Raw genomic sequence first — 12,851 nt, 5'->3', positions numbered from 1 at the left:
TTATACGACGCCGGTTGCGATCCGCGTTATCGTCTTGCATTTCGTCATTCAGCGCGCCGCTCATCGTTGTCTCGTAATTCATACTGGTTTTCCAAGTTCAGTGCCGGGGGAGCGTGAGCTTCCTCTTAATGACCGTAATATAGCTGTATTACCCTAATAAGTCACTTGTCGCAAGGCGAGGAACGTCAAAGGGTTAAAAGAAGATTTACGCTTTAGAGTAGCCTGAAACCCTGTGGGTAACAATACAGACTGATGCCTGATATGTTTCGACAAACGGCATGAAAAAGTCATAATGAATGTGACTGGCATTGAGTTATTGAAAATTGATCCTGCGCCGTTGGGCAAAGTCCAAACGCGACAAAGAAAACCCAGCCGCAGTGGCTGGGTTTTCTTAGTATCTAACCGAAACCATTTTTGGGTTCAGGACCTAACTGACGCCTCGAGAGTGATTTTCATAATTCCTGACCCTCACGTCAGTATTTCTGCTGCCGCTCGTAAAGATCACGATAATGCTGGATACGGGTCACACGAAGGCCCGGCATCCCGCACCCGTCAACTGCGCGCTGCCATGACGCAAATTCTTCAAGCGTTAGGTTGTAACGTTCGCAGACATCATTGATCGACAATAACCCACCACTGACGGCTGCGACAACCTCGGCCTTGCGGCGCACGACCCAACGCGTCGTGCCACGAGGTGGCAGGCTATCTAGGGTAAGTGGCTCGCCTAACGGGCCAACGACCTGTGATGGTCGGAATTTCTGATTTTCAATCATGATTTTTGTCTGCTCCATGCGCCCTGAGGTTCAATTCTGGGCCTGTTCTGGAAAGAGGTAAGATGAGATTCTTATTATTAGCTGAAGTGGAATGGTATATGGGATCTTCATTCATTTCTGCTGGCGCCGTTTTTTGCCAAAAGGATCCGCGTACCTCAACATCCGAGTTGGGCTCCGCCGCGAAACACTGAATGCGCGCGGCAAGACCGCCGCCGTCGTTTATGTTACCATGTGCAGCAAGACGCATTGCGCGGACGGTCCGGCTTTTTGCCTGCCGCGCACGCGCTGCTTCCAGAACCGACTCGCGGTTTTCCTTCGAGAGGTCGGGGTGTGTGCTCATCGCGCGGTGGGGGAAATTCATTTCCATCACTTCACGCTACCCGCCTAAATTCTAATATGAGGTAAATATGCCGTCCAGATGATGCCAAGTGGAATTACCTGCCCGTGCCTTTTCAACACCGTTGGCAATGTGCCCGCATCCGGAAACTCATGAGAAAACTGGCTATTTGTTGGTTAAGCTTTTAGGGACGCCTTCTTATGACCGACGACATATATCATTCCGATTTTCAACTGGGCCCTGACGTAAGCGGCAAGCGAATCGTCGTTGCTATGTCGGGTGGCGTTGATTCGTCTGTAGTAGCGGCCCTTGCCGCAAGGACGGGCGCAGAAACGATTGGTGTCACCTTGCAACTTTATGACCATGGCAGCGCTGTAAAGCGCGCAGGGGCATGCTGCGCCGGTCAGGATATCCGCGATGCGCGCGCCGTCGCGGATAAGCTTGGCATTGCGCATTATGTGTTCGACCATGAGAGCCGGTTCCGCGAATCGGTCATCGACCATTTCGCGGATGAATATATGGCAGGACGAACCCCAATTCCCTGCGTGCGCTGCAACATGGGCGTAAAGTTCACGGACCTGTTCCGGCTGGCGCGAGAGCTTGGGGCAGATTGCCTTGCGACTGGCCATTATGTCCGCCGCGTCGAGGGCGAAGCCGGCTCGGAGCTTCATCGCGCTGCCGACCCTGCGCGTGACCAAAGCTATTTCCTGTTTGCGACTACCCAAGACCAACTGGAATATCTGCGCTTTCCGCTGGGCGGGATGCCCAAGCCACAGGTGCGCGCTATTGCGCAGGAAATGGGACTGATCGTGGCTATGAAGCCCGACAGTCAAGACATCTGCTTTGTACCAGATGGCGATTATGCCAGCGTAGTGCGTAAAATTCGGCCCGATGCTGAAATCGGCGGTGACATCGTACATCTCGATGGTCGCGTACTTGGTCAGCACAAGGGACTTATCCATTACACAGTTGGTCAGCGCAAAGGTCTTGAGGTTGGGGGCCAGCCAGTACCCCTATATGTCATCCGCCTTGACCCCGCTACGCAGCGCGTGATTGTCGGTCCGCGCGCGGCGCTTGCGGTTCAGGCAGCGCGCATCATCGACTCCAACTGGCTAACCAATATTGGAAACCGGCCAGTGATGGCAAAGGTACGGTCCATGTCGCGCCCGGTCGCCGCCCAGCTTGACGGTGAATGGCTGCGTTTCGACGTGCCTGAATATGGTGTCGCGCCCGGGCAGGCTGCTGTTTTGTACGACGGTGACCGGGTTCTTGGTGGAGGTTGGATTGAGGAAACAGTGGCGGTGGAGTTAGCCTTAGCCAGCTAGGGTCAGGCCCTATTAAATCCAGCGATCGCACAGAGACAATTTAAAGCGCTTCGATCTCCGCTTCATTCAACTGCATACAGCCAAAGGCACCGCGCCGTTCGGCAACCGCCTTCGCCAAAAAGGGTACCGAGGCATAGATGCGCTTGTTTTCGGGATCGTCGCTTAGCCGCACAATCTCCATCCCTTTTTCCTTATCGGTTTCGCAAGATGCCATATCGCGACCTTCGATATAACGGCACGCGCATGTAATGTGCGCACCATAAGCCGCAGCAACCCGCGCTTGCCCCGTTATGCTGTTCCAGTTCCATAGCAACCACACGGCAGCAACGCCGAATAGGATTGCACCCACAATCTTCAGCTTTTTGAACCGGCGTGGTGTTTCTTTTGTTATTTGGGTCGAAGTTGCGGTTGCCATGGGCCCTCCATTTGGTGCATCGAAGCGCGCTATGCCTAGAAACAAATTCCGTCCCGCCGCAACCGCTTTTTGCGCCATCTTTGCTCTGGCGCTTGCCGGTTGTGCTTCAGAGCAACCCAAAAAGCCTGCTGGGCCAGGCTTTACGATGACTGTCGACGACGCATCGGTTAGCGAAGAAAAGCTATCAAAAGTCATCGCGCCATTTTTTGAAGATCCTGCGCTTTCCGAAACACGCGCCTTGGTGGTGATGGAAGGCGGTCGTGTGGTCGCCGAACGTTACGCGCCGGGATACGGACCGGACACACGGCTGATCAGCTGGTCAATGGCCAAGAGTGTTACTGCCGTGTTGGTCGGTATGATGGTCGCAGACGGGCGGCTGGCATTGGATACGCCAGCGATTGTCCCCGAGTGGCAAACGCCGCGCGATGGGCGTGCCAAAATAACGCTGCGCCATTTGCTGCATATGTCATCGGGGCTAGACCATACCGAAATGGCGGAAGGCGGCGTCGAGATTTTTGATGCCGATACACCGCGCATGTTGTTTCTTGATGGTCGGGAAAATGTTGCGCGCTATGCCGAGACCAGGCCGTTGGAGGCCATTCCCGGTGAAAAATTTGAATATAGCACGGCCACCAGCCATATTCTTTCCGACATTATGACCCGATCCTTGACCGACAGCAAAGACCCCGCTGTGCGCCGTGATGCGATGTTGGAATATGCCCGTGGCCGTTTGTTTGAACCGCTTGGTATGACGAGCGCGATACCTCAATTTGACCGCAACGGCACAATTCTGGGGGGAAGCATGATCCATGCAACGGCGCGTGACTGGGCAAAGTTTGGCGAATTTTTGCGGAACAATGGCGCAGTTCGGTCGGCGCAAATGATGCCAACCAGTTGGACGCGCTTTATGAAAACGCAGAGCCCCAATGACAAAAGCTATGGTGCGCATCTGTGGTTGAACCATAAGCGCAATGACGGTCGGGATCAGGTGCTGTTTCCCGGAAAGGCACCATCCGATGTCTTTGCCGCTTTGGGCCATCTTGGGCAGTTTGTTGTGGTTTCACCTCAGCATCGGTTGACGATCGTGCGGCTTGGCAACACACAAGATGATAAACTCAACCCAATTGACGATCAACTGGCGAAGCTGATTTCGGTTTTCCCTAAACGTTAAGTTAAGCGAACGTTAGAGCTTCGCGACAGGCGCGTCGTCCCCAAGGTCCTCGAACCATGCTTCGACTGGACCGCTCAATTTAATCAGCAACGGATTGCCCTTGCGGTCGCGCGCTTTGCCCGCTTGCACCTTAATCCAGCTTTCGGAAATACAATATTCCTCAACCGTGGTGCGGGTTGCGCCCTTAAAACGGATGCCGATGCCGCGCGACAATAGGTCGCCATCGAAATGCGGGCTCATCGGGTTAATCGATAAGTGATCGGGTGGGGTGTCGGTACCCGCGGATTTGGTGTCTTCAGTCATGAACGGCGCTTTGCCGCAAAGCATAGCGCTTGGCAATATAGCGCAGGCAGTGCAGGGGGACGAAATGGCACTTTCAAATAAATATGACGCAATTATTCTTGGTGGCGGTGGGGCTGGGCTCATGTGCGCATTGACCGCCGGGCAACGCGGAAAACGCGTGCTGGTGATTGATCATGCATCCGGTCCGGGTAAGAAAATCCTGATTTCGGGCGGAGGGCGGTGCAACTTCACCAATGTGAACGCGACGACGACACATGCACAGGAACGCTATTTGTCTGCAAATCTGCATTTCGCAAAGTCAGCGCTTGGACGTTACACGCCGCAGGACTTTATCGAACTCGTGCGCAGCCACAATATCGCGTTTCATGAAAAAACGCTGGGGCAATTGTTCTGCGACGGGTCAGCGCGGCAAATTGTCGAAATGCTGATGGCTGAATGCGACAAGTCTGCTGCTGCGGGGGGGCACGTGGATTTCGTATTTGACGCGCCCGTGGGTGAAGTCACACATGATGGAAGCGACTATCACGTTACATATAATGGCGTTCGTGCGCAGGGTGGAGCATTGGTGATCGCAACGGGCGGCCCAAGCATTCCCAAAATGGGCGCAACTGCCTTTGCCTATGATCTGGGTCGCCAGTTTGGCTTGAAGATTGTGGAACCCCGACCAGCGCTCGTGCCATTAACACTCGGGGGTGACGACATATTGTTTCGTGAGCTGTCGGGGGTGTCGGCAGAGGTTGTTGCCCGACATCAGAAGACCGCGTTCCGTGAAGCAGCGTTGTTCACCCATCGTGGCCTCAGCGGTCCTGCGGTTCTACAAATCAGCAGCTATTGGCGGCCGGGGGATCAAGTCGAAATTGATTTTCTGCCATCGCTGGATGCAACTGAGTTGCTTTTGGCAGAAAAACGCGCGCGTCCACGCGCGACATTACGGTCAACGCTGGACCGCGTGTTGCCTGCGCGGTTGGCTGAAGCGCTTGCTGCCAAAATTGGGCTACTCGGCAACCTTGCCGACCAAAACGACCGGAAATTGGTGGGTGCGGGCGCGCTACTCGGCAACTGGCCATTTGTGCCCAATGGCAGTGAGGGCTATGCCAAGGCAGAGGTCACATTGGGCGGGATCAGCACCGATGGCCTGTCGCAAAAGACGATGGAGGCAAAGAAAATGCCAGGGCTATATTGCATAGGCGAGGCGGTGGACGTCACCGGTTGGCTCGGCGGTTACAACTTCCAATGGGCGTGGGCCAGCGGCGTCGCGGCAGGGGAAGCCATTTAGGGTCGTTGCCCAAAGAAAAAGGGCGTCGAAACCGACGCCCTTTTCTGCTTTATGCGGCCTGCTTGGCGCGTGATGCTTTTTTCCGCTCATTGGGGTCAAGTAAGCGCTTACGCAAACGAATGTTCTTCGGCGTAACCTCCACCATTTCATCGTTATCGATATATGCAATGGCTTGCTCAAGCGTCAGACGCTTTGGCGGGGTGAGGCGAATGGCGTCGTCCTTGCCGGTTGAACGGAAGTTCGTCAGCTGCTTCGACTTCATCGGGTTGACTTCAAGGTCATCTGGTTTGGCATTTTCGCCAATAATCATGCCTTCATATAGGGCTTCACCCGGCGAGACCATCAAGATGCCGCGTTCCTCCAATGGGCCAAGGGCGTAAGCCACCGCTTCACCGGCGCCGTTGGAAATCAGCACGCCATTTTTGCGGCCCTCAATCGGACCACGATGTGGGCCATATTTTTCGAACAAGCGGTTCATGATGCCGGTGCCGCGCGTGTCGGACAGGAATTCGCCATGATAGCCGATTAGGCCGCGTGAAGGGGCGCTGAAGGTGATGCGCGTCTTGCCGCCACCCGAAGGACGCATATCGGTCATGTCACCTTTGCGAACGGCCATTTTCTCGACAACGGTCCCCGAATATTCATCGTCGACGTCGATCACGACGGTTTCATAAGGCTCGGTCGGTTGGCCCTTTTCGTCTTCGCGGAACAGCACGCGTGGGCGGCTGATGCCAAGCTCAAAGCCTTCGCGGCGCATTGTTTCGATGAGAACACCCAATTGCAGCTCGCCGCGGCCAGCCACTTCGAAGCTATCCTTGTCTTCTGCTTCCGTGATGCGGACGGCCACATTGCTTTCCGCTTCGCGCAAGAGGCGGTCGCGGATCATGCGGCTAGTGACTTTTGTACCTTCACGGCCAGCCATTGGGCTGTCGTTCACCGAAAAGCGCATCGACAATGTTGGCGGATCGATTGGCTGGGCCTGAAGCGGCTCAGTCACCGACGGCTCGGCGATAGTATCGGCGACGGTCGCGGTGGTCATACCGGCGATAGATATGATGTCGCCTGCCTTCGCTTCTTCCACTGGAACGCGCTCCAGGCCACGGAAGGACATAATCTTCGATGCGCGGCCGGTTTCGACGATCTTGCCGTCAGGGTTCAGCGCATGGATTTGTTGGTTCACCTTGACCGTGCCCGATAACACTAGGCCAGTCAGAATGCGGCCAAGGAAGTTATCGCGGTCAAGCAAAGTGACGAGCATTTTGAATTCGCCGTCAACGTCGGCCTTTGGTTCCGGTACATGGCTGACGATCGTTTCAAACATCGGCGTCAGCGTGCCTTCGCGCGCGCTTGGGTCGGTCGAGGCATAGCCATTACGGCCCGATGCATAGAGTACTGGGAAATCAAGCTGCTCGTCGGTGGCGTCGAGCGATACGAAAAGGTCGAACACTTCGTCCAACACTTCCTGAATGCGCTCGTCAGGGCGGTCTACCTTGTTTACGACAACGATTGGGCGAAGTCCCAAAGCAAGCGCCTTACCGGTAACAAACTTCGTTTGCGGCATGGCGCCTTCGGACGAATCCACCAAAAGGATGACGCCGTCGACCATCGACAAGATGCGTTCAACTTCGCCGCCAAAGTCCGCGTGACCCGGTGTATCGACGATGTTGATGCGGGTTTTTTCACCCTTGTGATCATCCCACTCTACCGATGTGCACTTGGCAAGAATGGTGATCCCGCGTTCTTTTTCGAGGTCGTTTGAATCCATTGCGCGCTCTTCGATGCGCTGGTTGTCGCGGAATGTGCCAGACTGACGGAACAGTTGGTCAACGAGGGTGGTTTTGCCGTGATCGACGTGCGCGATAATGGCGATGTTACGCAATGACATTTGGAAATGGGCCTTTTGGAAGGTCTTCATAGCAGCCACACGCCACCAGATTCTCGCGCGCCACTAACGCAATATCCGCTGCAGCGCAACATCGCTGGTGTTGCAATACGCGATTGCAACGGTCAAAGCGCTCGGATGTTCGCTCGTATCTTCGCTGATCGCTTTGTCCTTTTGTTACTCGCCACGATATTGCTGGCAAGTTTTATACCCGTGCGCGGTCAGGCGGCGGAGGTTGCGTCGCTTATCTCGTCGGCGGCGATATTCCTTTTGTTTTTCCTGAACGGCGTGCGTTTGCCACGCCATGAAGTTGCCAGTGGCGTACGCAATTGGCAGCTGCAGGGGGCCATTTTCCTGTTCGTATTTGGCGTGATGTCTGCTGCGGGATTGGCCATGTCACATATTTTTGACAATATATTGCCGCCGATACTTGCTTTGGGATTGCTGTTTACAGGAATATTGCCCTCGACCGTTCAATCAGCGGCAGCCTATTGCGCGCTGGCCCGTGGCAATGTTGCAGCGTCCGTTGTTGCTGCGGCTTTGGTCAACTTGATCGGCGTTGTGCTCTCGCCTTTGCTGTTTGCGCTGCTGGCGCATGTGGGGGAGGCGACCGTCTCTGGCCAAGCTGTCGGTCGCATTGCGCTCATCCTCCTTTTGCCCTTTGCGCTGGGCCAAATGGCGCAACGTTGGTGCAAGCCATGGGTTGATGCGCACAAGGACCTGGCCACGTGGATGGACCGCATATCAATTGCTATCGCGGTCTATGTGGCCTTTTCAGGCGCAGTTGTTGCAGGCATCTGGAGCATTGTGCGCGGCGATGAATTGGCGTGGTTGGCTCTTGCTGTGTCGGGCTTGCTGCTGGTCGGCTTTGGCGGCGCGTGGGCATTGGGTGGGGTTATGAAGCTTCCACGCGGTGACCGGATTACGATGTTGTTTTCCGGCGGACAGAAAAGTATCGCCATCGGCGCACCGCTCGCCGCGACGATATTTCCGCCAGCGATTGCCGGCATGGTGCTGCTGCCGACGCTTATATATCATATGGCGCAACTGATCCTGTCAGCGCCACTCGCCACGAATTTGGCGCGAGATTAGAGGCTGCGTAATGCCTCTGAAGGCCTTGCGGCCAATATGGGTAGCGAGCCGATGATGCCAAGAACAAAGGTTAATCCAGCGCCGCCAATGAGCGTGAGCGCCAAAATCGAATAATCCGGCATGAAGCTGAAATCGAAGATTTGGACCACAACATAATAAGCCGCCAACATGCCAAGCAACAGCGACACCAGACCCAGAACGACCGCCAATATGCCATATTCAAGTGCCTGAGCGCCCAAAATCTGCCCTCTTGTGCTGCCCAACATTTTCATGATGACGCTGTCGTAAATGCGCGACTGCCGCGCGGCGGCGATTGCACCCACAAGCACCGCAATACCAGCCAAGATAGCGATAGACGCCGCAGCGGCAATCGCCTGCGCCATTTGGGTTAGCAGAACGGTGATCTGCGCGGTGACCTCACCAACCTCGATCAAAGACGAGGAGGGGAAGGTCGGCGGGATCGATTTTGCCAATATGCGCTCCGCCGGTTTTGACACCGTCAATGTCGCCACCATGTTGTGCGGCGCGGCGTCAAGGCTTCCCGGCGAAAACACCATGACATAGTTTAGGCCGAAATTATCCCATTTGACAGTGCGCAAGGATGTTATTTGGGCGGGAACTTCGACACCAAGTAGGCTGATGGTGAGGCTATCCCCAACGCCGACGCCCAATGTTTTGGCCACTTCGGCCTCAAGGCTAACCAATGCCGGGCCTTTGTAATCGGCGGACCACCACTGCCCCGCCACGATCTCGCTGCCCTTGGGTAATGCACTGCTATAGGTCAGGCCGCGATCACCGTTCAGGACCCATGCGCCTTCGGGCAGTTCCTCCAGCTGGTCAACGCGCTGTCCGCCATATTCGATGATAGTGCCGCGTAAGGCGGGTATCATGTTGATGGTGGCCTTAGGATCGGCTTCTTTGACCATCTGCGTGAATTGGGCTGCGCCTTCACGCGGGATGTCCAATGCAAAGAAGCTCGCCGCGCGGTCGGGTACGCTATTCTTGATTTCGTTGTTAATGCTCGTTTGGATGGCAGCGAGCGTCACAAATAAGGTGAGGCCAAGCCCAAGCGCCACCACCAATGCCTGAGTTTGCGCGCCGGGGCGATGCAGGTTTGCGAGCGCCAAACGCGGCAGCGGTGCCTTTGGCCGTGGAACACGCAAGGCGATGGCACGCAGCAGCCACGCAATTATGGTAAGCAACAGCAACAAGCCAAAGGCCGCGCCGATAAATGCCAGCGAGAATAAAGGCTCCCGCGCAGTCAGAACCGCGAGCGCGATGATCGCGATGATTGCGGACACGACCCAAAATGCGCTGCGCCGGTCGATGCGGGCATTGCCTTCTACAATGGCACGGAACAGGCCAGCGGCGGGAACTGTGCGCGCGCGGGCCAAGGGCGGCAGGGCAAAGGCAATGGCGATGAGCAGGCCGTAGATCGCGCTGACGAGCAACGGCAGGGGATGCAGATTAAAGCCCGGTGCGACCGGCAAAATGTCGCCAGCAACCCAGCCAATGACCGAAGGCATGACACTGCCCACCGCAAGGCCAGCGATAACCGCACCTGCGGCAACAGCCAGGATTTGGAGCATATAGATACGGAATATTGTCCCGCTGTCGGCGCCTGTCACTTTCAGCGTGGCAATGCTTGCGCGCTTGCTGGCAAGGTAACTGCTCACACCATTGCCAACGCCAATGCCTGCAATGACCAATGCGGCAAGGCCAACCAGCGTCAGGAACTGCCCCATACGTTCAATAAAGCGCCGCGTTCCTGGCGCGCCGTTGGAGCGATCCGTAATGTCCCAACCCGCCGAGGGGAACTGCGCCTCAAGCGTTTTTGCGACGGCGGCGGCGTCTTCGTTTGCGGATAGTTTTATGCGGTACTTCGCCTCATACATGCTGCCCGGTTGGATCAAAGTGGTGTCCGGTAACGAGGCCATGTTGATGATGGCGACTGGACCAAGCGTGAAGCCTTCGCCCAAACGATCAGGTTCTTGGTCAATAATGCCCACCACTTTGAACCGTTCCTCGCCAAAACGGACGGTACCACCGATTTTAATGTCGAGCCGTTCGGACAAGGTCGGACCGATGTAAATTTCGCCTTTGGCTGGTGCCTTGACGCTGCCGCCACCACGCAAGGTTAATGCGCCATAATGCGGATAAATACTGTCTACGGCCTTTAACTCTGCCAGCAGGCTGTCTCCGCCTGCTTCACCGGCAATAGCCATCGCGCGCAATCGGACAGTTTGGGAGACTTGGCCAGCTTTGCGCATTGCCGCCATTTCGGCTTGCGTCGCTTCACGTTGTGCGATGCCGATTTCGACGTCGCCGCCAAGGATGGTCTGGCCACGCCGCGACAGTTCATCGGCTATGCCAGCGGTCAGGCTGCCAATGGCTGCGAGGGTCGCCACGCCCAAGAACAGGCAAATCGCAAGCAAACGTAGCCCGCGAATATGTGCGGACAAATCACGACGCGATATACGCCAAATGGCAGCGAGCGTCAGGTTCAAGCCGCGCTCTCCACGACATGGCCGTCCTGCATGGAGATTACGCGGTCACATTTGCGTGCAAGTTCGGGGTCGTGCGTGATGATCAATAATGTCGCGCCCAAGGCGGCGCGGCGCGCGAACAAAAGGTCGATAATTGAGGTGCCGGTCGACCCATCCAGATTGCCCGTCGGTTCATCCGCAAAGATGATCTTTGGCCCAGCGGCCATTGCGCGGGCAATGGCGACGCGTTGTTGTTCGCCGCCGGATAATTGCGATGGATAATGCGTAAGGCGATGGCCAAGGCCGACGGCTTCAAGCTCGCTTTGTGCCCGTCCGAACGGGTCTTCGAGACCAGCTAACTCTAAAGGAATTGCGACATTTTCAAGCGCCGTCATGGTCGGCAAAAGGTGAAATGCCTGCAATACGATACCAATGCGTCCACGGCGCGCGCGCGCGAGTTCGTCTTCATCCAACTTGGTGAAATCAAGGCCATCGACCAGCACAGTTCCACCGCTTGCCTGCTCCAACCCGGCGAGTACGGCCATCAGCGACGATTTGCCTGACCCCGATGGCCCAAGCAATGCCACACTGCTGTCATAGGGTACCTCAAGGTATACCCCGCGTAAAATCGACACCGATGCGTCGTTGCTGCCAAGGCTAAGGGTGACATTTGCTGCGCGGATTGCCATATCCACTTTGTTATTAACCGGAGCGTGCAAGGAAAAATCCTTATGAGAAGTTTTTGGCTATATGGGGCGTTATGTGTCGCAATCCAAGGGCTGTCAGGATGCGGGTCTAATCCTGTAGCAGAAACCAAGACCGAAGTGACTCATGGCACCAAGGTCGCGCAATATGATAGGCTGGTCGTCGCGTTCGGGGACAGCCTTTACGCCGGATACCGCCTTGCCCCTGGCGAAGGGCTTGCGCCGCAGTTGCAGGCCGCGTTGCAGGCAGCAGGCATTAAGGCGCGTGTTCATAATGCTGGCGTGTCCGGTGATACCACGGCAGCCGGAAAAGCGCGGCTCGCCTTCGTGCTCGATAATCTTGAGCGAAAGCCTGATCTGGTTGTGCTTGGCCTTGGTGGCAACGACATGTTGCGGGGGATTAAGCCCTCGGAAACCAAAGCAAATATGACGACAATGATGGACGAGTTGAAACGGCGCGGTATTCCGGTTGTGCTCACCGGCATGCTGGCTTCGCCCAACATGGGTCAAGATTATGGAAAATCTTTCAATGGAATATTTCCCGCATTGTCGAAACAATTTGACGCGAAGCTCTACCCGTTTTTCCTTGATGGCGTGGTGACGGATGCGGCATTGATGCTGCCGGACAACATCCATCCCAATGCCAAGGGCGTAACGCGGGTTGTCGAAGGATTATCCCCGCTGGTCGAAGCTGCTTTGAAGGACGACAAAGAAGCTGTATTAGAAAAATAATACAGTTGGTGATAGAAGTGCTTGAAATGGTCGGGCACTGGTTCCATCTGTTGCAATATCTAAGGACTGAGGGATTTTTGGCCATGTCGACTGAAACCGTAACCCAGACATTTCAAGAGCTGAAGCTGACCCCGCCAGATCCTGTGCCCACTGTTGCCCCGCAACAGGCAATGGGGCTGGTTCCAGTGACCGATGAGCAGCAAAGCAAGCTTGCGCAGCGTGTAGAGGCTTATGTCGCCGATTTGGTCGCACAGGACGTTAACAGCCCTGAATTTGGCAAGCGGGTGGACCAGTTAACAAATATGGGCCGCAAGGAAATTATGGAAGCATCGGCGCAGTCGAACCGCTTCTTGGA

The 12,851-nt window shown here is 55.7% G+C and carries 11 protein-coding genes and 1 pseudogene; 6 read left to right on the top strand and 6 right to left on the bottom strand.

Annotated features, from left to right (window positions below; genetic code table 11):
- Window positions 1–473 precede the first annotated feature (473 nt).
- The gene (locus ACIQ2T_RS08165; protein ID WP_397590375.1) at window positions 474–773 is read right to left on the bottom strand and encodes a DUF1153 domain-containing protein; all 300 of its coding nucleotides are present in this window, start codon (window positions 771–773) and stop codon (window positions 474–476) included.
- Between the two features lie 537 nt (window positions 774–1,310).
- Between ACIQ2T_RS08165 and mnmA the strand changes: the two genes are divergently transcribed.
- On the top strand, window positions 1,311–2,435 hold the full coding sequence (gene mnmA / locus ACIQ2T_RS08160) for a tRNA 2-thiouridine(34) synthase MnmA (protein WP_397590374.1): 1,125 nt from the start codon (window positions 1,311–1,313) through the stop codon (window positions 2,433–2,435).
- 40 nt (window positions 2,436–2,475) lie between these two features.
- On the opposite strand, the gene ACIQ2T_RS08155 is transcribed toward mnmA, so the two are convergent.
- A complete protein-coding gene (locus ACIQ2T_RS08155) occupies window positions 2,476–2,850 on the bottom strand; it encodes a hypothetical protein (RefSeq protein WP_315470420.1) in 375 nt (124 codons plus the stop codon).
- Window positions 2,851–2,881: 31 nt separating this feature from the next.
- On the opposite strand from ACIQ2T_RS08155, the gene ACIQ2T_RS08150 reads away from it, so the two are divergent.
- Window positions 2,882–4,021, top strand: a complete 1,140-nt coding sequence (locus ACIQ2T_RS08150) for a serine hydrolase domain-containing protein (protein WP_397590373.1) — start codon at window positions 2,882–2,884, stop codon at window positions 4,019–4,021.
- A 12-nt stretch (window positions 4,022–4,033) separates the two neighbouring features.
- Here the strand turns inward: ACIQ2T_RS08150 and ACIQ2T_RS08145 are convergent, their stop codons facing one another.
- Window positions 4,034–4,324 carry a DUF3297 family protein gene (locus tag ACIQ2T_RS08145; RefSeq protein WP_397590372.1) on the bottom strand — a complete coding sequence of 97 codons (291 nt, stop codon included), beginning with the start codon at window positions 4,322–4,324 and terminating at the stop codon, window positions 4,034–4,036.
- 64 nt (window positions 4,325–4,388) lie between these two features.
- Between ACIQ2T_RS08145 and ACIQ2T_RS08140 the strand changes: the two genes are divergently transcribed.
- A complete protein-coding gene (locus ACIQ2T_RS08140; RefSeq protein WP_397590379.1) occupies window positions 4,389–5,600 on the top strand; it encodes an NAD(P)/FAD-dependent oxidoreductase in 1,212 nt (403 codons plus the stop codon).
- Window positions 5,601–5,649: 49 nt separating this feature from the next.
- On the opposite strand, the gene typA is transcribed toward ACIQ2T_RS08140, so the two are convergent.
- Window positions 5,650–7,485: a translational GTPase TypA gene (typA, locus tag ACIQ2T_RS08135; protein WP_397590378.1), complete on the bottom strand. Its 1,836-nt coding sequence runs from the start codon at window positions 7,483–7,485 to the stop codon at window positions 5,650–5,652.
- A gap of 135 nt (window positions 7,486–7,620) precedes the next feature.
- Between typA and ACIQ2T_RS08130 the strand changes: the two genes are divergently transcribed.
- Window positions 7,621–8,574 carry a bile acid:sodium symporter family protein gene (locus tag ACIQ2T_RS08130; RefSeq protein ID WP_397590371.1) on the top strand — a complete coding sequence of 318 codons (954 nt, stop codon included), beginning with the start codon at window positions 7,621–7,623 and terminating at the stop codon, window positions 8,572–8,574.
- Here ACIQ2T_RS08130 and ACIQ2T_RS08125 read toward each other — a convergent pair.
- A complete protein-coding gene (locus ACIQ2T_RS08125) occupies window positions 8,571–11,075 on the bottom strand; it encodes an ABC transporter permease (RefSeq protein WP_397590377.1) in 2,505 nt (834 codons plus the stop codon). The genes ACIQ2T_RS08130 and ACIQ2T_RS08125 overlap by 4 nt on opposite strands.
- A gap of 2 nt (window positions 11,076–11,077) precedes the next feature.
- Window positions 11,078–11,749, bottom strand: a complete 672-nt coding sequence (locus ACIQ2T_RS08120) for an ABC transporter ATP-binding protein (RefSeq protein WP_397590376.1) — start codon at window positions 11,747–11,749, stop codon at window positions 11,078–11,080.
- A gap of 42 nt (window positions 11,750–11,791) precedes the next feature.
- On the opposite strand from ACIQ2T_RS08120, the gene ACIQ2T_RS08115 reads away from it, so the two are divergent.
- Complete coding sequence (locus ACIQ2T_RS08115; protein ID WP_397584290.1) at window positions 11,792–12,496, top strand: arylesterase; 705 nt, start codon at window positions 11,792–11,794, stop codon at window positions 12,494–12,496.
- Window positions 12,497–12,579: 83 nt separating this feature from the next.
- Window positions 12,580–12,851, top strand: a pseudogene (locus ACIQ2T_RS08110) (toxic anion resistance protein); the annotation flags it as partial.

The sequence above is a fragment of the Sphingorhabdus sp. genome, assembly GCF_044357595.1.
Taxonomy (GTDB): domain Bacteria; phylum Pseudomonadota; class Alphaproteobacteria; order Sphingomonadales; family Sphingomonadaceae; genus Sphingorhabdus_B.
Note: the sequence above shows the minus strand (reverse complement) of the source record. Positions and strands in the feature narration are given on the sequence as shown.